Origin of the sequence: Hydrobacter penzbergensis (assembly GCF_900106985.1) — a bacterium.
Taxonomy (GTDB): domain Bacteria; phylum Bacteroidota; class Bacteroidia; order Chitinophagales; family Chitinophagaceae; genus Sediminibacterium; species Sediminibacterium magnilacihabitans.
Map to the genome: position 1 here is coordinate 65161 of NZ_FNNO01000011.1, position 26167 is coordinate 91327.

The 26167-nt window shown below is 44.2% G+C and carries 23 protein-coding genes; 9 read left to right on the top strand and 14 right to left on the bottom strand.

Translation table 11 applies throughout. From position 1 onward, the window contains the following. The first annotated feature begins 57 nt into the window (after positions 1-57). Genes BLU98_RS12290 through BLU98_RS12300 form a run of 3 tightly spaced genes read left to right on the top strand, consistent with a single transcriptional unit; the run spans position 58 to position 5360 of the window. Positions 58-1332 (top strand): sugar isomerase, encoded by a 1275-nt coding sequence (locus BLU98_RS12290; protein ID WP_092724478.1) that lies wholly within the window; start codon positions 58-60, stop codon positions 1330-1332. After that, positions 1329-2588 carry an FGGY family carbohydrate kinase gene (locus tag BLU98_RS12295; protein WP_092724480.1) on the top strand — a complete coding sequence of 420 codons (1260 nt, stop codon included), beginning with the start codon at positions 1329-1331 and terminating at the stop codon, positions 2586-2588. Before BLU98_RS12290 ends, BLU98_RS12295 begins: the two co-directional genes overlap by 4 nt. A gap of 6 nt (positions 2589-2594) precedes the next feature. Continuing rightward, the gene (locus tag BLU98_RS12300; RefSeq protein ID WP_092724482.1) at positions 2595-5360 is read left to right on the top strand and encodes a glycoside hydrolase family 2 protein; all 2766 of its coding nucleotides are present in this window, start codon (positions 2595-2597) and stop codon (positions 5358-5360) included. Positions 5361-5366: 6 nt separating this feature from the next. Here the strand turns inward: BLU98_RS12300 and BLU98_RS12305 are convergent, their stop codons facing one another. The 9 genes from BLU98_RS12305 to BLU98_RS12345 form a co-directional block, all read right to left on the bottom strand. Further along, positions 5367-6161, bottom strand: coding sequence for a DUF4249 domain-containing protein (locus tag BLU98_RS12305; protein ID WP_257574957.1), 795 nt, complete (start codon positions 6159-6161; stop codon positions 5367-5369). Positions 6162-6168: 7 nt separating this feature from the next. Continuing rightward, positions 6169-8508 carry a TonB-dependent receptor gene (locus BLU98_RS12310; RefSeq protein WP_092724486.1) on the bottom strand — a complete coding sequence of 780 codons (2340 nt, stop codon included), beginning with the start codon at positions 8506-8508 and terminating at the stop codon, positions 6169-6171. 100 nt (positions 8509-8608) lie between these two features. Further along, positions 8609-9022: an EVE domain-containing protein gene (locus tag BLU98_RS12315; protein WP_092724587.1), complete on the bottom strand. Its 414-nt coding sequence runs from the start codon at positions 9020-9022 to the stop codon at positions 8609-8611. 19 nt (positions 9023-9041) lie between these two features. Continuing rightward, entirely contained in the window at positions 9042-9761 is a 720-nt protein-coding gene (locus BLU98_RS12320; RefSeq protein WP_092724488.1) for a (Fe-S)-binding protein, read from the bottom strand. Between the two features lie 4 nt (positions 9762-9765). Then, entirely contained in the window at positions 9766-10245 is a 480-nt protein-coding gene (gene ribH, locus BLU98_RS12325) for a 6,7-dimethyl-8-ribityllumazine synthase (protein WP_092724490.1), read from the bottom strand. Further along, positions 10245-10943, bottom strand: coding sequence for a tetratricopeptide repeat protein (locus BLU98_RS12330; protein WP_092724492.1), 699 nt, complete (start codon positions 10941-10943; stop codon positions 10245-10247). Before BLU98_RS12330 ends, ribH begins: the two co-directional genes overlap by 1 nt. 29 nt (positions 10944-10972) lie before the next feature. Next, positions 10973-11968, bottom strand: coding sequence for a pyruvate dehydrogenase (acetyl-transferring) E1 component subunit alpha (pdhA, locus tag BLU98_RS12335; protein ID WP_092724494.1), 996 nt, complete (start codon positions 11966-11968; stop codon positions 10973-10975). Between the two features lie 51 nt (positions 11969-12019). Next, entirely contained in the window at positions 12020-13651 is a 1632-nt protein-coding gene (gene pruA / locus BLU98_RS12340) for an L-glutamate gamma-semialdehyde dehydrogenase (RefSeq protein WP_092724496.1), read from the bottom strand. A 51-nt stretch (positions 13652-13702) separates the two neighbouring features. Continuing rightward, positions 13703-14155 carry an LEA/WHy family protein gene (locus BLU98_RS12345; protein ID WP_092724498.1) on the bottom strand — a complete coding sequence of 151 codons (453 nt, stop codon included), beginning with the start codon at positions 14153-14155 and terminating at the stop codon, positions 13703-13705. Between the two features lie 472 nt (positions 14156-14627). Between BLU98_RS12345 and BLU98_RS12350 the strand changes: the two genes are divergently transcribed. Continuing rightward, positions 14628-15041 (top strand): hypothetical protein, encoded by a 414-nt coding sequence (locus BLU98_RS12350; protein WP_092724500.1) that lies wholly within the window; start codon positions 14628-14630, stop codon positions 15039-15041. Here the strand turns inward: BLU98_RS12350 and BLU98_RS12355 are convergent. The 3 genes from BLU98_RS12355 to BLU98_RS17875 are packed head-to-tail and all read right to left on the bottom strand — an operon-like array spanning position 15015 to position 16622. Continuing rightward, complete coding sequence (locus tag BLU98_RS12355) at positions 15015-15482, bottom strand: hypothetical protein (RefSeq protein WP_092724502.1); 468 nt, start codon at positions 15480-15482, stop codon at positions 15015-15017. The two genes, BLU98_RS12350 and BLU98_RS12355, sit on opposite strands and share 27 nt — an antisense overlap. Next, entirely contained in the window at positions 15479-16423 is a 945-nt protein-coding gene (locus BLU98_RS12360; protein WP_092724505.1) for an IS1595 family transposase, read from the bottom strand. The genes BLU98_RS12355 and BLU98_RS12360 overlap by 4 nt, the downstream gene beginning before the upstream one ends. Before the next feature lie 43 nt (positions 16424-16466). Continuing rightward, positions 16467-16622, bottom strand: coding sequence for a hypothetical protein (locus BLU98_RS17875; protein WP_257574959.1), 156 nt, complete (start codon positions 16620-16622; stop codon positions 16467-16469). Between the two features lie 226 nt (positions 16623-16848). On the opposite strand from BLU98_RS17875, the gene BLU98_RS12365 reads away from it, so the two are divergent. From BLU98_RS12365 to BLU98_RS12375, 3 genes are read left to right on the top strand one after another with little or no spacing between them, the layout of a single operon-like run. After that, a complete protein-coding gene (locus tag BLU98_RS12365; protein ID WP_092724507.1) occupies positions 16849-17250 on the top strand; it encodes a hypothetical protein in 402 nt (133 codons plus the stop codon). Beyond that, on the top strand, positions 17228-17698 hold the full coding sequence (locus BLU98_RS12370; protein WP_092724509.1) for a helix-turn-helix domain-containing protein: 471 nt from the start codon (positions 17228-17230) through the stop codon (positions 17696-17698). The genes BLU98_RS12365 and BLU98_RS12370 overlap by 23 nt, the downstream gene beginning before the upstream one ends. 29 nt (positions 17699-17727) lie before the next feature. Then, complete coding sequence (locus BLU98_RS12375; RefSeq protein WP_092724511.1) at positions 17728-18198, top strand: hypothetical protein; 471 nt, start codon at positions 17728-17730, stop codon at positions 18196-18198. 306 nt (positions 18199-18504) lie between these two features. Here the strand turns inward: BLU98_RS12375 and BLU98_RS12380 are convergent, their stop codons facing one another. Beyond that, a complete protein-coding gene (locus tag BLU98_RS12380) occupies positions 18505-19956 on the bottom strand; it encodes a DNA-methyltransferase (RefSeq protein ID WP_092724513.1) in 1452 nt (483 codons plus the stop codon). A gap of 210 nt (positions 19957-20166) precedes the next feature. Further along, positions 20167-20496 (bottom strand): hypothetical protein, encoded by a 330-nt coding sequence (locus BLU98_RS12385; RefSeq protein WP_092724515.1) that lies wholly within the window; start codon positions 20494-20496, stop codon positions 20167-20169. Positions 20497-20934: 438 nt separating this feature from the next. Here BLU98_RS12385 and BLU98_RS12390 point away from each other — a divergent pair, with 438 nt between their 5' ends. Continuing rightward, positions 20935-21609 (top strand): WbqC family protein, encoded by a 675-nt coding sequence (locus tag BLU98_RS12390; RefSeq protein WP_092724517.1) that lies wholly within the window; start codon positions 20935-20937, stop codon positions 21607-21609. 114 nt (positions 21610-21723) lie between these two features. After that, the gene (locus BLU98_RS12395) at positions 21724-26163 is read left to right on the top strand and encodes a PKD domain-containing protein (RefSeq protein ID WP_092724519.1); all 4440 of its coding nucleotides are present in this window, start codon (positions 21724-21726) and stop codon (positions 26161-26163) included. Positions 26164-26167 lie beyond the last annotated feature (4 nt).

Consider the following 26167-nt stretch of genomic DNA (forward strand, 5'->3'; position numbering starts at 1 on the left):
GATGGCAGGTGATGAATAAGGTTTGATATTTGATAAAGATTGCTAAACGATAGAACAATGCTTGTCCACAAAGCCGCAATAACGGCACACAATGAAACTCATTATGCGCAACATGCAAAAGCGTTGGCAGCGCTGAAAGACCGTATTGCTGATCCCGAGCGCGTGATCAAGTTGGTGCAGGAATTCCAGGTAGCGATCCCTTCCTGGGCATTGGGTACCGGCGGTACGCGTTTCGGAAGATTTCCGGGTGGCGGCGAGCCGCGCAGTCTCGAAGAAAAAATTGAAGACGTGGCTTTGCTGCACAGGTTGAACCAGGGTAGTGGCGCTATCTCATTGCACATTCCCTGGGATATACCTAGTAACCCGAAAGCGATCAGGGAACTGGCATCTTCACACGGACTTCGCTTCGATGCAGTGAACTCCAATACTTTCCAGGATCAGCCCGGTCAAGCACATTCTTATAAGTTCGGATCACTGCAACACCTGAATGAGCAGGTGCGCAGGCAAGCCATTGAACACAATATGGAAGTGATCCGTCACGGTGAAGCCCTGGGCTCACAAGCGCTCACCGTTTGGTTATCGGATGGTTCCTGCTTTCCGGGTCAGTTGAACTTCAGGAAAGCATTCCAGCGTACATTGGAAAGCTTGCAGGAGATATATGCGGCATTGCCGAAAGACTGGAAAATGTTCGTTGAATACAAAGCATTCGAACCCAATTTTTATTCTATGACGGTAGGCGATTGGGGACAATCCTATCTCTATGCCAGCAAACTCGGTCCGCAAGCCTATACATTGGTTGATCTCGGTCATCATTTACCAAATGCGAACATCGAACAAATCGTTTCGCTGTTACTGATGGAAGGAAAACTGGCAGGTTTCCATTTCAATGATTCCAAATATGGCGATGATGACCTCACCGTAGGTTCTATCAATCCCTATCAACTCTTCCTTATTTTCAACGAGCTGGTGGAAGGCATGGATGCGCGAGGTATGAACCATGCTGCTGATTTGGGATGGATGATCGATGCTTCGCATAATGTTAAAGACCCGCTGGAAGACCTGCTGCAATCGGTAGAAGCCATACGACTGGCTTATGCACAGGCATTGCTGGTAGACCAGGCAGCGCTGCGCCAGGCACAGGAGAATAACGACGTGGCAGCCGCACAAGAAATCTTACAGGAAGTTTACCGCACCGATCTGCGGCCGCTGGTTGCAGAAGCGAGATTACGTTCAGGTGGCGCACTGCGTCCGCTGGACTTGTTCAGGGAGGCCGGTGTACGCAAAGCACTCATTGCACAACGTGGTTACCATGCCCATACAACCGGTCTATGAAACCGCTTCCAGTAATTGCCGTATTTGATATTGGCCGGACCAATAAAAAATTCTTTCTCTTCGACAGGAACTATGAGGTTGTGTATGAACGGGCTGTGCAACTGGAAGAAACAACAGATGCGGATGGTTATCCTTCGGAAGATCTGGATCTACTGGCGAAGTGGATGCAGGAAATATTCGATCAGGCTTTCGATCATCCGGATTTCAATATACAAGCTTTGAATTTTTCGGGCTATGGCGCCAGCATTGTGCATTTGGATGAAACGGGAAAACTTTTGATACCATTGTACAATTACCTCAAGCCATATCCTGCAACACTATTACAGGAATTTTGCAGTACTTATGGAGGCGAGCGAGCCCTGTCACTTGCTACCGGAGCGCCTTTAACTGGTAGCCTGAATACGGGTTTACAACTCTACCGGTTGAAAAAAGAACAGCCGTCTGTTTTTGCCGATGTACATCAAACACTGCACCTGCCGCAATGGTTGAGTTATCTTTTTACCAAAAAATGTTGCAGTGAAATGACCAGCCTGGGTTGTCATACAGCGCTGTGGGATTTTCAGCGGCAGGATTATCACCCATGGGTACAGGAAGAAAATATGACCAGTAAGCTGCCGCCTATTTATCCCAGTCAAGCCGCTATTCAAATCCAATACCGTGAACGCCCGCTGCATGTTGGTGTTGGATTGCACGACAGTTCTGCTGCATTGCTTCCTTATTTGATCAAGGCAGAAGAACCTTTTGTGCTGGTATCAACCGGTACATGGTCAGTAACACTCAATCCTTTCAACGATAGATCGTTGACTGCGGCGGAACTGTCTTCAGATATGCTGTGTTATCTCACGTATGAAGGCCGTCCCGTGAAAGCGGGAAGACTGCTATTGGGCCATAAGCATGAAGAACAAACGGCTGAACTGGAAAAAGATTTTGGTGTGCAGTCAGGCGCATACAAACAAGTTGTTTTTGATTTGCATTGGACACCCAAACAAACAGATAGTTTTGTTGCCGCTTATCACCAACTGGTTTTTGAATTGGTGGAAGAACAAGCGGCCGTGATAAGAAATGTGCATCCGGAAAAAGACCCTATACGCTTATTAGTGGAAGGCGGCTTCGCACAAAATAGTATCTTTATGCACTTGCTGGCTCGTGCTTTTCCGCATGCCGTGGTTGTTGCGTCTGTATTGGCACAGGCTTCTGCCCTGGGAGCCGCACTCGCTCTTCACGGATACTGGCAAATTGATAAAAGATCTATTTGAATTATCATGAAAAATTATTTTTTTCTTTTCTTGCTCTGCCTGGGCGGATATTGTACCGCATCTGCGCAGGAAACCATTATCCAGTATTTGTCTGGCACCGATAAAGATCATACTGTTCAATGGGATTTCTTTTGTACCGGCGGTATGAACAGCGGAAAGTGGGAAAAGATTGCAGTGCCTTCCAACTGGGAGCTGCAAGGTTTTGGTGCATATAATTACGGACACGATAAAGTAAAAGCAGACGAAGAAGGGTTATATAAGCATGCCTTCAAGGTTCCGGCGTTGAAGAAAGGGAAAAGGGTTTTCATTGTATTCGAAGGCTCCATGACCGATACGGAAGTCAAGATCAACGGACATTTGGCCGGCGCTGTTCACCAGGGAAGTTTTTACCAATTTAAATACGATATCACTTCGCTCATCAAACCAGGGGAAAGCAACCTGCTCGAAGTACGCGTGAGTAAAATGTCGGCCAATGCATCTGTGAACAAAGCAGAACGCAACGGCGATTATTGGGTATTCGGCGGTATTTACCGTCCCGTGTACCTGGAAATTGTTCCCGAAACATTCATTGAAAGGGTTGCAATAGATGCAAAAGCCGATGGCTCTTTTAATATGGATGTATATCATGCGCATGCACACGAAGGACAGGTTATTGAAGCACAGATTCAAAAGCTGAGCGGAGAACATGTTGGTAAACTTTTTTCTAAAAAGGTGAAAGGCGATAAGGAAAAAACATCCCTGCATATAAAGATTGACCATCCCTTGCAGTGGAGCCCGGAGTTCCCGAATCTGTACCGGGTGCTGGTAACGATCAAGGATACCAAAAATGTTATTCACCAGGTAAAACAATCGTTCGGTTTCAGAACGGTTGAAGTGAAGCCCAAAGAGGGCATTTATATAAATGGTGCGAAAGTCATGTTCAAAGGGGCCGACCGGCACAGCTTCTGGCCTGAAAGCGGCAGGGCGTTGAGCAGGGATGTACACCTGATGGACATCAGACTGATGAAAGAAATGAACATGAATGCGGTTCGCATGTCGCATTATCCGCCAGACCAGCAATTTCTTTATCTCTGCGACTCGCTGGGTTTGTTCGTGTTGGATGAACTGAATGGTTGGCAAAAATCTTACGACACTGCTACTGCCAAAAGACTGGTAAAGGAGATGGTTGTAAGAGATGTAAACCATCCTTCCGTTGTAGTCTGGGATAATGGAAATGAAGGTGGCTGGAATACGGCGATTGACGATGATTTCAAGTTGTATGATCCGCAAAAACGTATAGTGATCCATCCCTGGCAGCAATTCGGCAGCACAGATACCAAGCATTATCCCGATTACCAGTATATACAGGCTTCTGCAGAAAAAGGAGAAGAGATATTCTTTCCAACTGAATTCCTGCATGGCTTATACGATGGCGGATTGGGTGCAGGGCTCGACGATTACTGGAACCTGATGTTACGCCACCCGCGCAGCGCAGGAGGCTTCCTCTGGGCATTGCTCGATGAAGGAGTGGTGAGAACAGATAAGAACGGTGTTTATGATACAGATGGAAACCATGCACCTGATGGTATACTAGGACCGCATCGTGAAAAGGAGGCCAGCTTTTATACGATCAAAGAAATATGGTCGCCCGTTTATATTGCTCCCCGGTTGAACAAACCCGGTTTTAATGACAAGCTCGATATAGAAAACAGGTATATGTTTACCAACCTCAACCAATGCAGGTTTGAATGGAAACTGCTTTCTTTCCCATCACCCAAAGATGCAACAACCCTCTCTAAAGTAATAGCAGAGGGACAGGCAACCATTTCTTCTTTGAAGCCGGGAAAAAAAGGCGTGCTGGATTTGCATTTGCCTGCTGCAAAAAACAAAGCGGATGCACTTTACTTAACAGCATATGACCCCAATTATCGTGAAATTTTTACCTGGAGCTGGTTATTACGAACACCTCAACAAACGGCCGACCGCTTGTTGAGGCCTGCAGTGAATGCTTCGGCTGTTAAAACAAAAGATGCAGACAGTTCGCTCGTTGTCAGCAGTGATCACATCAATTATTATTTCAACAAAAGAACAGGGCTCCTGCAGCGGGTGATAAAAGGGAATACGGTAATATCACTGTCAGGCGGACCGGTGCTGGCCGGAGTTGATTGCAGGCTGGATGAATTGACACACCGCGATTCTGCCAACAGTCATATTATAGCATGTACCTATTCAGGCGATGCCTCATTGCATGTACGGTGGACCTTCCATCCCGGACAACCGGTGAAACTGGAATACACGTATGTGCAGACCGGTGAAGTGAATTTTTCAGGCATTACATTCAATTACCCTGAAGAAAAAATAACAGGAATGAAATGGCTGGGCAGGGGGCCTTACCGGGTATGGAAAAACAGGATGAAGGGTATGCAGATGGGCGTATGGCATAAAGCATACAACAATGCAGTAACCGGTGAAACCTGGGACTATCCTGAATTCAAAGGGTACCATGCTGCATGGAGTTGGGCAGTCATAGAAAACAAAGAAGCGCCGTTTACTGTTTTTACGGAGAATGAAAATACATTCCTGCAAATGGGCAAACCGAAGCGACCCAAAGACGCGCCGCTGAACAACAATGTTGTGCCGGAATTTCCCAATGGAGAGCTGGGATTTCTGCAAACCATCAGTCCTATTGGCACCAAATTCAAGCCAGCCAATGAAAAGATGGGTCCGCAAAGCGAAAAAAATAAACTAAGCGCCGACCCTGTTCATGGGGTGTTGTGGTTTGATTTCAGGTAACAACCTTTAAGGGATCTTCACCGACTTCACCTGGCTGGTATGCGCACTGAAATAACCCAATGCGCCGTTAGACAGGTTGCTGGGTGGATTGGCAGGCGTAATATTATTGGTGTTCAGATCGGCCAATGCACGCATATACGTAAAAACGGCTTTGTCGATACACCTCATTTCAACAGTAACAGTATCGCCTGATGCAATATCACGATGGTTGTCTTCTGCCTGGTAGATCAGTGGCCTGTAATAAACGCCGCCATTGTTGATGTAATCGTTCCAGGTGTAGATGTTCTGTACCAGCGCCCTGTTCACGTATTCTACAAACTGGTAATTGTTACCCAGCGTGTCAGGATCCCTGAACCATGGGCGAACCACTTTGAGCACTTTATTACCGAAAGCCAACTGGTCGGCCGTCAGCGTATCGAAATTTACCGGGTAGGGCATGGTAGAGCCGGCGGTATAGCTAACCTGGTTGATGATGGCCTGTAAGGAGTAAGTCCTGCCCGGAACACCAACAGCATTGGGATGCGTATAAACACCCGGGGTTGTTTCGAGCAATTGATAGCTGTTGCCGGCATTGTCCCGGATCTTTACAACCGCACCCGAAACAGGAGGGAAGCTGTTATTGTCGCTGAACCTGACCGACCGGGTAATGATGACACTGGCAGGCCCCTGGTTGTTCACGATCCCTTCAATCACAACCTGCGAAGGCGCGTTGTTTAAATTAACATCGATCACTTTTTTACAGGAAGCAAAAAGGAGCGACAGTATCAACAGGCGGTATGTATATTTTGTAAGGGTTGACATGCGATCATCAGAATTTAAAATTCCAGGTAATACTCGGAATGAATTTGAACAAAGCCGTTCGTAAAGCCTGTGTTTTTTCCGGGTGATCGGGATCATCCTGGAAAGTAATGGTATAGGCATTCTCACGACCATACAGGTTGTATATACCGAAGGTCCAACTGCTTTGATAACGCCTGCTCTTGTTTTTCTTGTTTTCAACAGTAGCAGCTATATCCAGGCGGTGATAGGGCGGCATGCGATATCCGTTGCGTTCGGTGTATACGAAAACGGTTTGTCCGTTTACATGGTATTTGCCGGAAGGAAAAGTAACGGCGTTGCCGGTGTTGTATACCCAGGTGCCAGAGAGTGCCCACCGGTCAGATAATTTATAAATACCAACCAACGAAATATCATGGGTAATATCCTGCCTGGCCGGGAAATATTGTCCGTTGTTGATCTGGTCGAAGCGGCGTTCCGTTTTGGAGAGGGTATAGCCCACCCAGCCACTCAGCCTGCCATATTTTTTTCGGAGCAACCATTCAATACCATAAGCCCTGCCCACACCGTACAATAACTGGTTTTCAACATTGTCATTGGCCCTGAGTAAGGCCCCGCTTTTATAGTCGATCTGGTGCTGCATCCATTTGTAATAAGTTTCAACCGTCAGTTCGTATTGATCGTTCGCTGAGGTTTGATAATAACCAATGGCAAACTGATCGGCTGTTTCGGGTTGAACATTGTTGGTGCTGGGCAACCAGAGGTCTGTAGGACTGCTGGTAGTGGTATTGCTTAAAAAATGCAGGTTCTGCACATTGCGCGTATAAGAAGCTTTGATGGAACGCCGTTCATTCAACTGGTAACTGGCCGATATGCGGGGCTCGAGGTTCCAATAGCTGACAACGGTAGCTCCGGGACCGTAACGCATCGTGTCGGTAGTGTTGCCTGCCGTATCATAAGTATAAAAATTACCGGGGCCCAGCACGGTCAGGTTCGATAACCGCAACCCGTAAATCAGGTTGAGCCGCTCGCTGGCTTTGATCTCGTGAGAAAAATAAACGGCCGATTCGAGTGATTTTTTGTTTTGTACTTTATTGCCTGTAAATGCAGAATCATCTGAAGTAACCCGGCCAGGAGAATTGGTGTGGAAGATGGCGTTGGCCCCGAATTTCAATTTGTTGTTATTGTTGAGGAAAAGGTCAAAATCCTGTTTGAAGTTGAGGTCTTCTATTTTAGAATTGATGGTGAGCAATTGCTTGCCCGATTTGATCTTGATCACATAATTGTAATTGCTGTAGATGAGCGATGTATTGGAAAAGAGGTTCCTGCTGAAAATATGGTTCCATCGCAAAGTGCCGGTGGTATTACCCCAATCGCTTTTGAATGTTTCGGCAAAGCCCAACACATCCCTGCCGAAATAGCCCGAGAGGTAGAGACGGTCGCGCTTGCCCAGCATATAATTCGCCTTGAGGTTGAGGTCGTAGAAATAGAGCTTGTTGTTGTTAACAGTCGTATCCCTGGAGAGCTTCAGGAACTGATCGGCATACGTGCGCCTGGCGCTGATAATAAAAGAGCCTTTGTCTTTTACGATAGGCCCTTCTATGTTGATGCGGGAAGAGATCAGCCCGAGGCCACCGCTTACATTGTAGTCCTTACTGTTCCCGTCTTTCATTTTGATGTCTACTACAGACGACAACCGCCCACCGTATTGGGCAGGCATGCTGCCTTTGTAAACGCTCACGTCTTTAATCGCGTCGGAATTGAAGGTAGAAAAGAAGCCGAGCAGGTGAGAAGCATTGTACACCGGCGCTTCATCGAGCAGGATCAGGTTTTGATCGGCGCTTCCACCGCGCACAAAAAAACCGCTGCTGCCTTCACCGGCCGATTTAATGCCGGGAAGCAGTTGAATACTTTTGAGCACATCTCTTTCACCCAATAATACCGGCAAGAGGTTAATCTCAGAGAGGTTCAGTTTTTCAACACCCATAACCGGTTTGGCTATGTGCTCGTTCTTTCTTTTGGAAGAGACCACTACTTCATTCAACACCGTGCTCACGGGCATTAATTCTATATCGTTGCGCAGATCGGCGCGTAGTGTTGTTTTTTGTGAAAAGAGCTGGTAACCCTGGAAGCTCACATTCAGCGAATACGTTCCCGGCTTAACGCTGATGGCATAAAAACCGTAAGCATTGGTAGTAGTGCCGGTATTCAGTTCTTCTATTTTTACTGCTGCGCCGATGAGTACTTCCCCGGTACTTTTGTCTTTGATAATGCCACTGACAGTGAATCGCTCCTGTGCATTAGCAACATTCCATGAAAAAGTGAAGAAGAAACAAAACAGGGTAAGTATTCTTTTGGTTACAGCAGTCATAGGGCTAAATTATTGTGTTACCCGCGTAGCAATGAACAGCTCGTCAAGTTTGAACATAATTTAACAAACGGGGAAAGCGTACCTGTAACCTTCGGAGCTATTATGGTTTTTCTCCGGCCATTTCCATTACGATGGCCCATTCGGCATCAGTAACAGGTTGAACCGATAAACGCCCCAAACGCACGAGCGCCATATTGGCCAAACGTTTGTCGGCCTTGATTTGTACGAGGGTTACCGGTTTTTTCAGTTTTTTGTGCGGTTTGAAGTCTACCGCTACCCATGCTTCTTCTGTAGTGGTGGGATCCTGGTAGGCTTCTTTTATTACTTTGGCAATACCTACGATCTCGGTGCCTTCGTTACTGTGGTACCAAAAGACCAGGTCGCCTTTCTTCATCGTGCGCAGGTGATTGCGCGCTGCATAGTTGCGTACGCCATCCCAAAATGTTTGTCCGTCTTTGACAAACTGCTCCCAACTGTATTTGAAGGGCTCCGATTTGATTAACCAGTAATTCATACCATGAAAATAAATAAAATTACCATCCACTAGCCAGCACATCAGCCAGGTGTAATACTTGTAAACCTGCGTTTTTGTGTTTGTTGCAACCATCGATGTGCATGAGACAACTCATGTCGGTGCTAATGAGGTATTCTGCGCCGGTAGCAGCGGCATTGGTGATCTTCTGGTCGCCCATGGCTATGCTGATGGGTTCGAACTTAACAGCGAAAGTGCCCCCGAAACCGCAGCAGGTTTCCACATCATTCATCTCCACCAGTTCCAGCCCTTTTACTTTGCTCAGCAATTGCCGGGGCTCCTGCTTGAGCTTGCATTCGCGCAGTGCCGCGCAACTGTCGTGGTAAGTGGCTTTGCCATGAAAGCTGGCGCCCAGGTCATCTACCTGCAACACATTCACCAGGAAATCGGATAATTCAAAAGCGCGGTTGCCGATCTTTTTTGCGCGCGAAGACTGGGATGTATTTTCAAACAGTTTTTCGTAATAGTTCCGCACGAACCCAATACAACTGGCGCTGGGCGCTACAATATAATCGGCACTTTCAAAATCTTTCAGGAATTTGCTGCATACTTCTTTGGCTTCACCCCAAAAGCCGGCGTTGAAAGCAGGCTGGCCGCAACAGGTCTGGTTATCGTTGTAACGCACTTTGCATCCCGCTTTCTCCAATACCTTCACCATATTAAAAGCTACCTGTGGGTAAAGCTGGTCAATAAAACAGGGTACAAAGATTTGAACGTTCATGCGTTTATTTTAGTTTGCGGTTAAGGGCAATCATCTTCAATGCGGTAACCGCCGCTTCTTCGCCTTTGTGGCCGTGCTTTCCACCGATGCGTTCCTTAGCTTGTTCTTCATTATCTACGGTGAGTATACCAAAGATAACAGGCGCGTCGAGCATGAGGTTTAGTTCCAGCACACCATCGGTCACTGCCTTGCATACATAATCGAAATGCGGCGTATCGCCCCTGATCACTGCGCCGAGTGTGATGTAAGCGTCGGGAGGTGTTGCCGCATACGCGTAATGGTTCTTAACAGCGAAAGGAATTTCAAAAGCGCCGGGCACGGTAAGGGTTTTACAATCGATGCCTTGTGCTTTGAGAATTTTCTTTGCACCGGCCTCCAGTTTATTTACGATGGGGGCGTTCCATTCTGTTTTAACAATAACAACAAAGGCATCCTTGATGGAGGGGATGCCTTTGTTCAATGTGGTATTTCCTGGTGTAGCCATTATTTTACACTGAAATCGTTTTTATCAATACTCAGGCGATAAATGTATTTATCGGCCTGGAAACCTTTATCGGTACGGGGAAATTTATCTTTCAATTCTTTGTACAGTTCCAGCGCTTCTTTTGTTTTGCCGGTGGTTTCAGACAGGAGCGCTGCGCGAAACAGGTATTCTGCTGAATTGCTTTCATCGGTCTCAAAAGTGGAAGCTGCTTTTTTGTATGACTCGATGGCTTCGTCTTTCTTGTTCAGTTCTGCATAAGCATCACCCAGGCAGCCATAAGCCATGAGCTGGATCTGTTTGGCATCGGTAGAAAAATCTTTCAGGTACTTTACAGCGTTATTGAAATCGCCCAAACGCAGGTAGCTTACGCCGGCATAATAATGTGCCAGGTTAGCCGCTTTGGTACCACTGAAATTATTGATCACATATAATGCGCCTTTGTATTGGCCATCGCCGTTCAGCGCCAGGTTCAGCGAGTCTTTGGCGAAATAGTCCTGTGCTTTGAACAGCGCTTCAGATGCTTTCTCTTCTTTGGGCTTAACGATGTATTGTTGGTAAACATACCAGCCGCCGCCAATGATAACGATGGCTGCTACTGCAATCATCACCGGCTTTTGGATGCGTTGCCAGGTGCTTTGCAGGTGTGCCAGTGATTCGTGGTGTTCAGAACTCAATTCGTGTTCGTGCTTATCGCTCATGGAAAAATTGATTTGTAATTAAGATAGAGTTAGTCAACAATAAATTCATACTGCTGGTCAATGTACACGTCTTTCAGTACTTCGCTTTCATCGGGCCAGGGGCTTTCTTCGGCGAATTTAACAGAGGCATCCACCACTGCACCGATGCGGGTATCGATCGCATTCAGTTCTTCTTCAGAAGCGTATTTATTAGACAGGATGGTGGTTTTCACTTTCGTAATGGGGTCCTGATCTTTGTATTCATCTACTTCTTCCTTGGAACGGTATTTCTGCGGATCGGAAATAGAATGCCCTTTATAACGGTAGGTTTTCAGTTCCAGCAGGGTAGGACCATCTCCCTGGCGAGCCCTTTTCACGGCACGGGCAACGGCTTCGTGCACGTTTTCAGGAGTCATACCATCTACCATATCAGCAGGCATTTCGTAAGCGTCGGCCAGTTTATAAATATCTATTACGTTGCTGGTACGTTCTACAGAAGTACCCATGGCATAGTTGTTATTCTCGCAAATGAAGATCACCGGCAGTTTCCACAGCATGGCCAGGTTAAAGGTCTCGTGCAGGATACCCTGGCGGGCAGCGCCATCGCCAAAGAAGCAAAGCGCTACATTATTGGTGCCTTTGTATTTTTCAGCAAAAGCCAGTCCAGCGCCTGTTCCGATCTGTGCACCTACAATACCGTGGCCGCCAAAGAAACGATGCTCCAGGCTGAAGAAGTGCATACTGCCGCCCTTTCCTTTGGCGCAGCCTGTGGCTTTACCGTAGAGCTCTGCCATACAGGCATTGGGCGCTACGCCTTTGGCCAAGGCCAGACCGTGGTCGCGGTAAGCGGTAATGAACGGATCGTCCTGCTGCGTAGCGGTCATGCAACCGGCGGCAATGGCTTCCTGCCCTACATAGGCATGGAAAAAGCCGCGGATCTTACCGGCCATTTTATACATTTCTTCCGCTTTCAGTTCAAACTGGCGGATCAGTTGCATCAGCTCATACCAGTACAGGTAGGTTTCTTTGGAGAATTTTGTAGCCACTATACGAAATTTTGAGGGGCAAATATAAGGAAGTTAGGGGTTCAATCATCTTTAGCTTTCCTGCATAAAGGGATAGCCGTAACTCACCGGCGGATTAAAAGTTTCTTTAATGGTTCTGGCGCTCAGCCAACGGTAGAGGTTCAGCATGCTGCCGGCCTTGTCGTTCGTACCGGAGGCGCGCGCGCCGCCAAAAGGCTGCTGGCCTACCACGGCGCCGGTAGGCTTATCGTTGATGTAGAAATTACCGGCGGCATGGCGCAGCTTGTTGGTGGCCAGTTCCACGGCAGCCCTGTCCTGCGAAAGGATCGAGCCGGTGAGTGCATAGGGCGAAGTACTGTCCACCAGGTCGAGGGCCGCTTCGAATTCGTCGGCATCGTAAGTATAGATGGTCAGTACGGGCCCGAATATCTCTTCACACAAAGAAGCATATTTGGGGTCGGTGGTTTCAATAACAGTAGGTTCTATAAAATAACCGTGTTTTTTATCGTATTTACCGCCCACCAGTATCTTGGCCTTCTTGTCTTTCTTAGCATTATCAATATACCGGGCGATATTGTTGAAAGCTTTCTCATCGATCACCGCATTGATGAAGTTGCTGAAATCTTCTACCGATCCCATTTTCATGCTTTGAATGGCGGCCACCAGTTTGGTCTTCACCTGTTCAGCGATGTTGCTGGGCAAATAAGCGCGGGAAGCAGCAGAACATTTCTGCCCCTGGAATTCAAAAGCGCCCCTGGCCAGTGCTGTTACCACTGCATCTACATCGGCGCTCTTATGTGCGATCACAAAATCCTTACCGCCGGTTTCGCCAACGATGCGCGGATACGTGCGGTATTTGGGGATGTTTTCGCCGATGGTCTTCCACATGGAATTGAAAACACCGGTAGAGCCCGTGAAATGAACACCGGCAAAGTCGCGGTGACTGAAACATACTTTACCCAAAGTAGGACCGTCTACATAGATCAGGTTGATCACGCCGTCGGGCAGGCCGGCTTCTTTGAGGATGCGCATAAAGATCTGCGCAGAATAGATTTGTGTATTGGCAGGCTTCCATACTACCACGTTGCCGCACATGGCTGCAGAAGTGGGGAGGTTACCACCGATGGCGGTGAAGTTGAAAGGTGTTACCGCGAGTACGAATCCTTCCAGTGGGCGCCATTCGAGGCGGTTGTGCATACCCGGACCGGAAATAGGTTGTTGCTTATATATCTCGCTCAGGAAATGTACGTTGAAACGTAAGAAGTCGATCAGCTCACAGGCGCTGTCGATCTCGGCCTGGTAAGCGTTCTTGCTCTGCCCGAGCATGGTGCAGGCATTCATCTGGTAGCGGTACTTGGTAGCCAAAAGATCGGCTGCTTTTAAAAAGATATGCGCCCTGTTTTCCCAGCTCATGGCAGCCCAGTCTTCCTTGGCTTTCAGCGCGGCGTCGATGGCTTGCTTCACATGTTTTTCTTCACCCAAGTGAAAATGGCCCAGGGTATGGGCTATCTCATGCGGCGGGTGGATGGCTATTTTCTTTCCTGTTTTTATTGCTTTACCGCCGATATACATGGGGATATCCAGTTCTTTTTTCTTCAGGTCGGCAAGGGCCTTTTTCAAAGCGTTCTTTTCATTGCTGCCCGGAGCATACGACAGTACGGGCTCATTGACAGGCATGGGGTAAGAGAAATAACCAAGACTCATGTTAGGTATTTTATAGTTTTAGCGACGGCAAAGTTACGAATTCGGACAGGCTCAAAAAAGCTCGATTTTATGCCGGGCTTCGTAGTTGAAAGGGATGGTGGTATAGATACCTGCTTTGCCTACACGGGTAGTTCCTTTTACATTCACCAGTACTTCTTTGTTGAAAAGAAAAGTAAGGGCGTTTTTGAAAACAGTCTTCATGTCTACCATGATCCTGGAAGGAAGGGTGAATTCTGAAAGACGGCTGATATGCATTAACGTGTCGAGCTGGTATTTTCCCAGGTAACGGTTATCAATATAAACGTCGCAATCTACTTTTTGCAGGTTAACGCCAAAATGATTGGGGTTGTAGTACACCAGGTCCATCGTAAGGGCTGTCTGGTCATAACCCACGCTCTCCACTTTCACATTTTTGATATCCCGATAATCAAAAGCCTGGGGTTTTGCGCAAGCGAATAAGCAACTGATGGCTACCAGGAAAACAAAGGGGCGTAACTTTTTCAAAACACCGGTTTTGCAGCAAACTTATGGCAAGTCACTCAAAATGAAATCTTAAGTTACTACCTGTCATCCTCCGTGAACAACAGCTACGATATCACTCCAGTGACCTTTATTTTTCAACCCCTCGAAGCAGATGGCTCTGTATTCCTGCACTTCCACATAAATGACCGTCTTAACTGTTTTTTCAAAAAGACCGGATTGTTAATGCCACTGGTAACCCATCACTAAAAAGTTTCGTAACCCTGTCAACTGTGAAGAGAATGTGGAATAGAGTAGGATGTGCCTCTTTTACCTTTATTCGCTAAAACCATTGGAATTGGTTTGTGGGAAGTGGTATGTCGTAGCCCCAAACTTGGGAACTATATACTACTTGACACAAACCTTCCCATCTAATTAATTTCCAGTCATTTATTTTCTCTACATGGTGCATAAATTAGGTTTATGCACCATGTATATTTCAATATCGACATACAAAATGGAAAATCCCACCAAAACCGCGAAAAGCGACCAATTTTCAATAGCGGAAAACTCTAATGTGTGTTTGACAAACATGGAGGTATTAGCTATTGGTGCGAGAGAAATTGAAAAAGCCAACACGCACACTTATATGTCTGATTTGGGAGTTTTCAATGTTATTTTTCGTCTGATGAAGTCAAAGGGGATCATTACATTGAATGATACTGTTCAGGCTTTTCAAGACCTTAAAAAGACTGCGAAAACTGAGGAATGGGCAAATTCAGGATACTACGATGTACCTGTTGAAAGGATATGCCGGATTTTTGAAGAGATGAGTCGCAATGGTATGATCACTATGTATGAAAATGGTAAACTATCGCCATCTCTTTCAGGATTTTATTTTAACCTAACGTACTTTGAAATTGAAGTATAGGTGTATCTCACCATTGATTTTGTCATCTGCATTATCAGTAATTATTTCAAAATAATAGCTGTCAAATGTCTCTGGGTATATTTCTCCAAAATCAAGTATGGCATTATTTTTCAGTTCAATGACTATTTCTTTAAATTTTTCATCTTTTGGATCAGTGATTTTGGTAGTTCTTTTTAGAGTTATCTCAGGATGCCTGTATGTGTAGAACATAGCATAAGTAATATTTGAGTTAATGAACTCACAATCGTGAATTATAATCGCTTTAGTTCCCTTTGGGAGGCTTCCAAAATGAGTTCTCTTTTTATCAGATAGAACCACACGCTGCATCGTGTCAGGCTGTATTTTAGTATTCAAAGCCCTCTTCATTAACTCATCAAAACTCAGATTTAACGAATCCTCATTTTCAGAACCGTTATTGGGTGGCTTTTTATCTTTACTCATGTCGCTAAATTATTGCTTTTCTGTATTAGGTCGCCATATTTAAGCCTGGTTCCTTCAATGCTGCGTATGGTAAAGATCAAGCGTTCGCTGTCCTTGATCTTCCGGGTATTGTACCTGTAAGCACATTCTTCGCAATACCGCTGGAGGTGCTTGGGGCTGACTTGGTGGTAGGTGCCGTATAGTGTACGCTTAAGGATGGAAAAGAAGCCCTCAACGGTATTAGTAGTATATGGACCGCTGACATATTCCCCAATAGAGTGGTTGATGATGATATGCTCTCTATACTCTTCCTGCAAAGTAATGTAAGTAGCGGCAGCATCACTGACCACGACTGATTCTTTAGTGATATGATCATAGATAACAGGACGCAGTGTTTCACTACGTACGTCTGATACCACTTTCATAACAGCAACCCCGCTGTTTTCAATCAAACCTAGCACCGGAGTCTTTTTAACTTCCCTCTCTCCATTAAAGAGTTCCATCCTTTTTTTCTTGCTCTTGTTCTTTTCCTTGCCCCCACAAAATGTTTCATCAACCTGGACAACTCCCGATAATACCGCATGCTCCTTGGGCTTGATCGTTTCCCTGATCCTGTGGAGCATGAACCATGCTGTTTTCTGGGTAATGGACAGATCCCGGCTGAGCTGCAAGGAACTAATGCCCTTTTTGTGGGCAGTAACCAGGTACATAGCCGCAAACCAAGTGCTTAAGGGTATCTTGGAGTTTTCAAAAATGGTTCCTACGGTCACAGAGAAGTTCTTCCTGCAATCCGGGTTACTGCACCTGTACTTCTTGCCACCGTGAAGTACATAAGGCTTCCTGGAACCGCAATGGGGACAAACCGGACTGCCATTCCATCGCTGCTGTATCAGGTACTCCCTGCAAACATACTCGTCTGAAAACCGGGATAATAACTCCTTAAGGTTAGAAAAGGGTAGCATATAAAACGTATTACAATGTATTACATAATAGACAAAAAAATAATCAGCCTTCCTTCCTCACTTTGATGTGTTTTTCGAGCTCCAGGCGCACATAATCACTGAGCTTCCGGCTGTCTTTATCAGCCAGCTTTTGCAGTTCAACTTTTGTGTCCTCACTAACTCTAACGATGATCGTAACTGATTTCTTGCTTTTGTCCATAGGATAAAGATAAACGTATTACTTTGTAATACAAATATTTTCTTCTTGTTTTTTAAAAAATATTGTTTCTGTTCTGTTATTGAGATCCATCAGCAAAAGCAATAAAAAAAGAAGTAATAAGTTATTGCTATTTTTAATTTTTTCTTAACTATGTAGCCAATTGGTTTAGATAATCACGATAGAAAATAAAAACTTGACTATAATTAACCTATAGCTTAATTTTGTTGTGAAAAGAAAATTTAATGTCATTCTTAAATCGGAGGATTATGAATCCTCACTGAAAAGAAGAATTTGTATTGACATAGATACGGCAGATCAAATTAGACCCTATTTGTTAGATGAGAATCCTGATGAGGCAGAATTAATCTTTGAAAAAATATTGACTTTACCAAAATTATATTCTGACCATTATAAAAAGGAATATGAGAAAAATGGAATAGTCGTCTCTGCTTTTAGATTTTTTAATAAACGAAATACAAGGATTTACTGTCAGGAGTTCAGCAATGAAGACGGAGAATTTTTAATCATTTGTTCAGAGATTTTCTTTAAGAAAAGTCAAAAAAATAATAAAGCAAATAAGCCGATAATAGAAAAAATAGCGAATTATGAATACGAATATAAACCCTAATAACGAAAGAAAAAGCAACCCTTTTTTTCGACCTAGAAGTTTAGAAAAGGAAATACAACATGAAGCAAATATGCTTATGTCGAATTTCTTAAATCAGATTGAAACATTTCAAGATGAACAAAGTCTTTCAAGGAAAGAATTAGCGGTAAAAATCGGCACGTCAAGTAGTTACTTAACTCAACTTTTTAGAAATAAAAAACCGTTGAATTTTATAACCTTGGCTAAGATTCAAAGAGCTTTAGGAATAAAATTTTTGATCAATGCAAAATCTATCGACAAAAGCGAAAATATAGTTGATTATAATATGGCGGGTAATATTACTGCAATTGAAAATGTGGAATCAATACCTTTAGCGATTGTTGTCGATATGCGAGACAAAATGAATGCATATAACGCTTGCGAAAATTTAAAGTACACGCCAATTGATTTTAAAGTACATGCCAATTGATTAAAAGGAACAAAAATCTTCAATGATTTATGAATGTAGAACCAATGCAAACCCTTTCTATTAAAACAATAAAAGACGTTTTTTACTTTGCTAATGAAAAATTGTACGTAAACGATCCGAATAAGAACATAAAAATTGAGATTAATCAACGTATTGGCGTGAATTCTGAAAATAATCTCATCAATTTGACAATCATCGTTGAACTTCATTATGCAAACGAATCTGATATTTTAGCCAAAATTGAAGTTGATAATGTATTTCATTTGACGAACCTAAAAGATGTTTTCGATCCATACAGCAAGGATTTTCTGCCAGTTAAAATTATTGTTACAATGGTAGGATTGTCAATATCACATGCAAGGGCTTTTTTCAGTAAAAACCTATCAGGAACAATCTTCAATTCAGTAATTTTGCCTATTACTGACCCGCTTGATGCAGCAAAACATTTTTTTCCTCACCTTTCTTATGATAAAGAAGATAGCTTCTCAATTTGGCTTTAAGTAACTTGTCATTACTTTTTATTTCTTACTATGAGCTTCCTGATTTTTGTTATGAAGACATAAAATTATTGCGACTCATTTGCTTGTCTGCTGTGCCTTGGGATGGCATTGAAGGTGAAGCAGTTCGTTGAATTGACAAAATAGAAAAGCCGTCACAAGACGGCTTTTCTATTTTTGGTAGTGTAGCGCAGATTAGGGTTAAAAGTTAAAACATTTTTGATGTTTTTTTGATTTTTATAGGATTTGGATTTGATGATACTCGGCTATGCGAACTTTTTGGGAGCCGACACCTACAGACCCACTTTGTTAAAATAATTTCGGTTGCATGTTGTTTTTTTTAAGTTCAGCTTCTTTTAAAACATCTGCAGTTGTGGAAATATTTAACGTCTTACCATCCAAGATGTCTTGAATGCAGACCACTTCAATTTTTGGATAAATGTGATCAAACAATTCGTTTTTATAAGTGCCGTACTTTTTCGCTTCTTTTGTTAAATTCGGCATCGGATATAATGTTATTAAAATACCCATTGCGGATTTTTCCCTTTCTATTGTCCCGTTTAAATCACGTATGACAGATGGGGTGAGTGTGTGATTTGATTTTACACTAAACAAGATTTGTTCAGTAGCATATTTATTGTTTTCGTATCCGATTACTGTATATGCAATACCATCAATTCCACCATCACCACCCTTCTTTTCATTAATAATCGCCTTGTTTTTTGAATACGTAAGTATTGCCCATTTTTCAAATTCTTTCCTAGTTCTATCATCCTTTTTATGTGCTAATGCTTCTGCACTTGCAAAATCTTTTGGGGCACCGTTTAATTTAATATTATCTAATGCAGATTTTCCAAAATGTTCCTCCAATCTTTTAAGTATTAACGAGATGCTTTGATAAGTGATGTCAATACCTATCCATCCTCTATTTAATCGTTCGGCAACCGCAACAGAAGTACCACAGCCACAATAAGCGTCTAAAATTACATCACCTTCATTACTGCTTGCCTTAATAATCCTTTCTAAAAGAGCTTCTGGTTTTTGAGTTGGGTAACCTAAATACTCCTTTCCACGAGGGGCTATTGCCATTTGCCACCAATCCTCGGGGACTTTGCCTCTTTCATGTATTTTATGGTCGGCTTCAACAAATCCAGACCCAATTAATCCCTTTTTATAATTTTCTTTAGTTTTCTTACTATGTTCAACCCTTACCTCATCTCTATTGAATATCCAGGTGTTACTTTTATTATACCAAAAAATAACATCGTGTTTTCTCATAAACTGTCTCATGCCGGGTGATCCGGGGCCAGTATAACACCAAATAATTTCATTTCTAAAATCCCCACCTCTTGTACAGAATATTCCATCTAAAACCAATTTTAGATAATGGCTGGCGGTTGGGTCACAGTGTAAATAAAAACTTCCAGTTGGTTTAAGAACACGATAAATTTCAGCAATACGCAATGTCATACTTACAAGATAAGCAAGCAAACTGCCTCGCCCCAAAACCCCTTCAATACCTTGTATTAATGCAATACTCTGTTTTGTAAAAACATTATTGTAATTATCCAATATCTCCTTATATCCCTGGTCAGCATGAATATCCCATTCCCAAGTATCAACGAAAGCTTGTGCTTGGGCTTTATCTTCTTTGCCGATATTGTTGTAAATCTGATTATAATTTCTTTTGGAATTGAACGGCGGGTCTATGTAACAGAGATCAATGCTTTCGTCTTTAATATACTTGCGTAAAACCTCCAAATTATCGCCATAGTAAAGGTGATTTGGGGTACTCTTACCTAAGCCACTGTTGGCTGTTGGCTGTTGGCTGTTGGCTGTTGGCTGTTGGCTGTTGGCTGTTGGCTGTTGGCTGTTGGCTGTTGGCTGTTGGCTGTTGGCTGTTTCATATAATGAAAACTACGTAAGGTATACAATTATTGCAATATAGTAATAACTAACCTAATATTTTCTTTAGTGAAGAACAATATGTTCAGCTTTTTTAAAATGCATTTGTAGCTTGAAAGGTTTATGTTGTACGGGATCTACATAAGGTGGTTTCATCGGTATTACACTGAATTTCACATCCTTTGTATTGATTTTTATACCAAGGTTCTTAAAAGGGTACCGAAGGCTCATTTCAAATAAAACTCCGTCTGCACCCGAGCCTTTAAGAAGTATTCTGTCCACTCTTTCTGAGCATTCAAAAGATGTAATAAGAATTACAGCATTGCCTGTAATGAAGTATAAGGGAACAGCCCTTCCATATTCTGCTCCATAAGATGTGATAATTGATTTTTTCATGCCAATAGATTTGATACTAAGTACGGGAAATTCTATGGCAATTAATAAGGCAGAATATCGAAATTTTTAGCCGCTGGCTGGGGCTAAAGAGCAACCAAACGAGAGAATAGAATAAATTGCCAGCCAAAGATTTTAGGGAAGTGGAAACGGGCTGACATTTTGCCGAGGAAGCAGAGTAGGAGATAAAGATGCCTTATTGCTAAGACCCTTGGAAATGGCTTATGTCAAGTGGTATATAATTACCCCAAACTTTTGCTATTTCAGTACTAAAGAAGTTAGAAAAATGGGGTAAATAACATGTTTTTTCTGAAACTCAATTTTTTAGTAAACAAATAATCTATTCAAATAATTTAAAATCAATTAATTGTAGTTATTTAATTAGAGTTAATAGCGCAGCTATTTTAGTCGTAAAAGGTATCTATTATAGGTTATAACACTATGAATGTAAATATAGGAAATAATGGGCTAATAGTCATTGAAAATCAATATTTTCCAACAATTAATTGGATAAATATTTTGTTTCTCAATAAAGATATAAAAATTGATCTATGCGAAACCTACCAAAAAATGAGTTTTCGCAACAGGTGCGTGGTTGCAGGCAGCAATGGTTTGGTGCATTTATCGGTACCCCTGCAGAAAGGAAGGTCGCAGCGCCAGCCGATGAAGGATGTGAAGATCAGTTACGCTACCGACTGGCAACTACAGCATTGGCGAACGATCGAATCCTGTTATGGACGTTCCCCTTTCTTTGAATTTTACCGCGATTGGCTGGAAGCTTTTTACAAAAAACAGCCGGTTTTTTTGGCAGACATGAACCTGGAAATACTGGAATGGGTGCGCAAACAAACGGGACTGGAAAAGTCATGGGAAGTCCTCGACCGCGAAACAGACCATCCCATCGATCCGCGAGCCATTGACCTGAGGGGGTATTTCATGCCTAAAAATTTCCAGTCGCCCGAGAGATGCCCTCACCCCATTGTGTACACCCAGGTGTTTGAAGACCGCATCGGGTTCCAGCCCAACTTGTCGGTCCTGGACCTGTTGTGTTGTACCGGACCCCAAGCCCGCTTGCTGCTCCAAAACAGCGATTTTTCCCCCGGAGCAAAGATTTAAAGTAGCCGAATAGATTTTCCTCTTAATTTTAGTACCCGTCCCACATATCCTACTGTGTAAGAACTGTATCTGCCCTGCTTAGTTTTGTTAATGAACTGAACCATTGAGCCGCCGATGACCAAACACCGACTGCTGCTTTTATTCGTTTGCCTGGCTTTAAAAGCCTATACGCAGGACTATTCCAATAAAGGCAAGGATTTTTGGTTGGGATACGGCTATCATGTAAGCATGGCTGGTTCCAATGGGGTACCTGTAATCACCGGCGGCACACAGGATATGGTACTATATTTTACTTCTGACAAAGACGCCAATGTAACAGTTGAGGTTCCTGCAGTAGGCTATAAGCAAACCTATTTTGTACCCAAAAACCAGATAACGGTTTCTTATACGCTTCCCAAAACAGGCAGCCAGGATTGCCGGATAGCGGATGCCGGGCTTTATAATACAGGCATTCATATCACCAGCGATGCACCCATAGTGGCCTATGCACACATTTATAATGCGAGCGTTTCGGGGGCATCTATATTGTTTCCCACCAATACCCTGGGCAAGGATTACTATTCGGTGAATTATACACAATCGTCCAATCAGTCTTATGCCAATTCTTTCTTCTTCGTTGTGGCAACGGAAGACAATACAACGGTTGAAATAACGCCTACGGCCGCCAATAAAAATGGGAAGCCTGCCGGTCTGCCATTTACCGTTACCTTGAAACAGGGACAGATCTACAATGTCATGGGAACAACCAGCGGCAACCAGGGTACCGACCTTACCGGTTCGAGGATACGGTCCATCAGCAGTAATGGGAGCGGCGGATGTAAAAAGATCGCGGTATTTTCCGGTTCTGGTAAGATCAGTATTGGAGGATCGGGAACGGGTACGGCCGACAACCTCTTTGCGCAAGCATTTCCCGCGGTGGCCTGGGGTAAGCGTTACCTGACTGCCCCAACCGGCTCACAACCCAATAATTTCTTCCGGGTTTGTGTAACCGATCCAACTACTGTTGTTAAACTGAATGGTGTGCCCTTACCCTCATCCACCCTGATCAACGGTTTTTATTATCAATTCAAGAACAGCAACCTGCCTGGTTATAATCCGGCAGCGCCCAATCTCATCGAATCAGATAAACCCGTACTGGTAGCGCAATATTGTACCACACAAGGACAGGAGGGTAATCCCAATACCTTTCCTTATGGTGATCCTGAAATGATCTACCTCAGCCCGGTAGAACAAACCATCAACAAGATCACTTTGTATTCGGCCACCCTCTACAAGATCTTGCAGAGTTATATCAACGTCATCATCAAAAAAGAAGGCGTCAACAGTTTTACACTTGATGGAACTTCCATGGCATCGAGTTTCCAGCCGCATCCGCAGGATCCAAACTATGCCTACGCCATCATGTCTGTAGGTTCAGGGCCGCATGCTTTGTATGCTGATACAGGCTTCAATGCCATTGCTTATGGTTTTGGATCGGCGGAAAGTTATGGGTATAATGCAGGAACCAATATCCGCGATTTTACACAAGTGGCTTCGTTCCGCAATCCTTATGGCGTGGTGGATTCAGCCGTCACTTGTGTCAATACCGCCTTCCAGTTTTCAGTGCCTTTCAATTTTCAACCAGGCAGTATTTTGTGGGATTTCTCTGCGGCGCCCAATATCAGTCCGAATGTGCCCATTGGTCCTGCCAATGCACCTGCTTACGACAGTGCGGTGGCTGCGAGCGGACAAACACTTTACTACTATAGTACCAAACAGAATTATACATTCAGTAAGGCCAATACAGTTGCTTTGCGTGATACGATTAAAGTATACACCACATCCAACTCACCCGATGGATGCGGCAGCACCAGCCAGTTGTTTGCCATTCCCGTTAGTGTGAATCCGTTGCTGGTGGCCCAATTTACCACCACTCAAAGCGGCTGCGTAACAGACTCGGTTTATATTACCGACCAAAGCACCACCGCGAATGGCGCTGTTACCCGCTGGCTATGGAGTTTTGGAGATGGTACTACTGCGGATAATTCAACTGCTTTACTGACTCCCAAAAAATACAGTACGCCGGCCAGTTATACCATCAAACTGAAAGCTGTCTCCGGCATCGGATGCAGTTCAACGGAAACGGTCAATACCGTGAACCTTTCTTCCAAACCCGTTGCCGGTTTTACCTATCCAGCCGTTACCTGTGTGAATGATAACATTACATATACTGATGCCTCTACAGTACAAACAGGAACCATTACACAATGGACCTGGGACCTCGACAATGCGGCAGGGCCTTTGACGGCAAGCACAGGAGCACAACAAACGACCAATTACCAGGCATTCGGAAAGAAAAATGTTACCCTGCAAGTAACTACCAGCACTGGCTGTAAAAGCGATCTGTTCATACCTGCAACACCTGTCACCATTCACGCGTATCCTGTACCCGGTTTTGTGATGCCTGAAATATGTTTGAACGATGCACTGGCACAATTCACCGATACGTCAAAAGTAGCAGATGGTACTGCTGCCGGCTTTACTTATAAATGGCAATTCAATGCAGGAACACCTCCGGTAATACCCGGACCAAACATAGCTACCAGTACGGCACAAAATCCATCGGTACGATACAATAATTATGGTTATTATAAAGTGAATCTCACGGTTACTTCCAATGGATGTACTGCTGCTATTACTCAAAAATTCACAGTGAATGGTAGTAACCCCACCGCAGATTTTTCAGTGAGCAACAGCAATGCATTGTGCAGCAACCGGCAGGTGGAGATCACCAATAATTCTTTTGTTGATTTCGGTAACCTGAGCTTTATAGAGATCTATTGGGATCAGAATGATCTTTCACAGAAAACAGTGGATTCAACACCGGTTCGATATAAAAAATACACGCATCTGTATCCTAATTTCCAGTCGCCTGCTTCGAAGAGTTTTACCATTGTACTCAAAGCTTATTCAGGCGCTACTTCTTCTACCTGCAGGAGCCAGGCTTCGCAAACGATTACACTGAATGCAAGCCCGAAAGTAAGTCTCACTACATTGCCTGGTATTTGTTATGATGCATCTCCAAGGCTCATCACACAGGCTTCATACAACAACAGCGTATCGAATGCAGCGGGGAGTCCTGCTTTCAGCGGTAATGGCATTACCAATATTGCGAGCGGACTGTTCGATCCCAAAAAGGCAGGCGTGGGTACTTATCCCATACAATACCTGGCAGTGTCTGACAAAGGTTGTCGCGACTTGGCCACACAGAACATAACCGTATGGCCTTCGCCTTTAGCTAAATGGAATGTAGGCAGTTTGCAGTGCGAGAAGAACGCGGTTTCTTTTGTTGACAGTTCATTGGCCAATTATTCCAATATACGCCAATGGAAATGGGATTTTGGTAACGGCAGCACAGCGAACAGGTCTGACAATACTATTTTTGGCGTAACCTATACTGTTGCGCAGACTTATACCGTATCGTTACAGGTGTCAACAGACAGCGGTTGTGTGAGTACCACCAACACACAATCGGTGAAAGTAAACCCATTGCCCAAACCTGCGTTTGCATTGCCGAAAATATGTTTGCCGGATGGCAACGGACAATTCACCGATCAATCTACCATTACCGATGGCTCGCAGGCATTGTTCAGTTATTTGTGGAATTTCGGAGATCCCTTCAACAATACGGCAGCGGTGGTAAAGAACCCATCACATCATTACAGCGCAGTGGGACCTTACCCTGTGCAACTGAAACTAACATCCAAAGACGGATGCATCGATTCATTGACGCAGATGCTGACTACGATCTACCCGCAACCGAAAGCCGCATTTATTGCCAGCCCTTCAGAAGCCTGTATGGGTGATACGATCCGTTTCACTGATAAGGGTAATGGCATCACAAGTAATGCCGTATCCTGGAACTGGACGCTTTCGGGTGGGGATGTTTCTGCATTACAAAACCCGCTGAAACGTTTTACCGATTCGGGAACATTCAACATCAGTTATTATTTCTTCAACCAGCAAGGATGTGTGAGCGACACGGTTATCCAGCAGGTAGTCGTAGATCCTTATCCGAAATTAAAACTGCCTTCGAAGATCAATGTATTGGAAGGAGGCACGGCTACGCTCAGGCCGGTATATGTATACGGAACCAACCTGCAATATTTATGGACACCGGCTACTTATCTTACGTCCAATACAGATTCGACGCCGAAGTCAACACCCAAGTCGGACATTACGTACAAGTTGGTGTTAACCGGCAAGGGAGGCTGTTCGGTATCAGATACCAGTTTCATTAAAGTGTTGTTGAGCATCGATGTGCCCAATGCGTTTTCGCCCAATGGCGATGGCATCAATGATACCTGGAAGATCCGTTACCTGGAAAGCTATCCCGGCGCTACGGTAGAAGTGTATGACCGTTACGGGCAACTCGTTTTCAGATCGCAGGGATATGATAAGGAATGGGATGGTACTTACAATGGACAGCCTTTGCCGGTGACTACTTATTATTATATCATCAATCCTAAAAACGGAAGAAAAATTGTTACCGGATCGGTAACCATCATTAAATAACGCG

What these genes read in the sequence shown, in the direction of transcription:
- BLU98_RS12320 (WP_092724488.1), bottom strand. Translation starts at nt 9,761, where the DNA reads ATGAACGTTCAAATCTTTGTACCCTGTTTTATTGACCAGCTTTACCCA.
- BLU98_RS12375 (WP_092724511.1), top strand. Translation starts at nt 17,728, where the DNA reads ATGAATGTAGAACCAATGCAAACCCTTTCTATTAAAACAATAAAAGAC.
- BLU98_RS12355 (WP_092724502.1), bottom strand. Translation starts at nt 15,482, where the DNA reads ATGAGTAAAGATAAAAAGCCACCCAATAACGGTTCTGAAAATGAGGAT.
- BLU98_RS12395 (WP_092724519.1), top strand. Translation starts at nt 21,724, where the DNA reads ATGACCAAACACCGACTGCTGCTTTTATTCGTTTGCCTGGCTTTAAAA.
- BLU98_RS12360 (WP_092724505.1), bottom strand. Translation starts at nt 16,423, where the DNA reads ATGCTACCCTTTTCTAACCTTAAGGAGTTATTATCCCGGTTTTCAGAC.
- ribH (WP_092724490.1), bottom strand. Translation starts at nt 10,245, where the DNA reads ATGGCTACACCAGGAAATACCACATTGAACAAAGGCATCCCCTCCATC.
- BLU98_RS12310 (WP_092724486.1), bottom strand. Translation starts at nt 8,508, where the DNA reads ATGACTGCTGTAACCAAAAGAATACTTACCCTGTTTTGTTTCTTCTTC.
- BLU98_RS12330 (WP_092724492.1), bottom strand. Translation starts at nt 10,943, where the DNA reads ATGAGCGATAAGCACGAACACGAATTGAGTTCTGAACACCACGAATCA.
- BLU98_RS12385 (WP_092724515.1), bottom strand. Translation starts at nt 20,496, where the DNA reads ATGAAAAAATCAATTATCACATCTTATGGAGCAGAATATGGAAGGGCT.
- BLU98_RS12290 (WP_092724478.1), top strand. Translation starts at nt 58, where the DNA reads ATGCTTGTCCACAAAGCCGCAATAACGGCACACAATGAAACTCATTAT.
- BLU98_RS12315 (WP_092724587.1), bottom strand. Translation starts at nt 9,022, where the DNA reads ATGAATTACTGGTTAATCAAATCGGAGCCCTTCAAATACAGTTGGGAG.
- BLU98_RS12350 (WP_092724500.1), top strand. Translation starts at nt 14,628, where the DNA reads ATGGAAAATCCCACCAAAACCGCGAAAAGCGACCAATTTTCAATAGCG.
- BLU98_RS12370 (WP_092724509.1), top strand. Translation starts at nt 17,228, where the DNA reads ATGAATACGAATATAAACCCTAATAACGAAAGAAAAAGCAACCCTTTT.
- BLU98_RS12295 (WP_092724480.1), top strand. Translation starts at nt 1,329, where the DNA reads ATGAAACCGCTTCCAGTAATTGCCGTATTTGATATTGGCCGGACCAAT.
- BLU98_RS12305 (WP_257574957.1), bottom strand. Translation starts at nt 6,161, where the DNA reads ATGTCAACCCTTACAAAATATACATACCGCCTGTTGATACTGTCGCTC.
- pruA (WP_092724496.1), bottom strand. Translation starts at nt 13,651, where the DNA reads ATGAGTCTTGGTTATTTCTCTTACCCCATGCCTGTCAATGAGCCCGTA.
- BLU98_RS12390 (WP_092724517.1), top strand. Translation starts at nt 20,935, where the DNA reads ATGAATGTAAATATAGGAAATAATGGGCTAATAGTCATTGAAAATCAA.
- BLU98_RS17875 (WP_257574959.1), bottom strand. Translation starts at nt 16,622, where the DNA reads ATGGACAAAAGCAAGAAATCAGTTACGATCATCGTTAGAGTTAGTGAG.
- BLU98_RS12300 (WP_092724482.1), top strand. Translation starts at nt 2,595, where the DNA reads ATGAAAAATTATTTTTTTCTTTTCTTGCTCTGCCTGGGCGGATATTGT.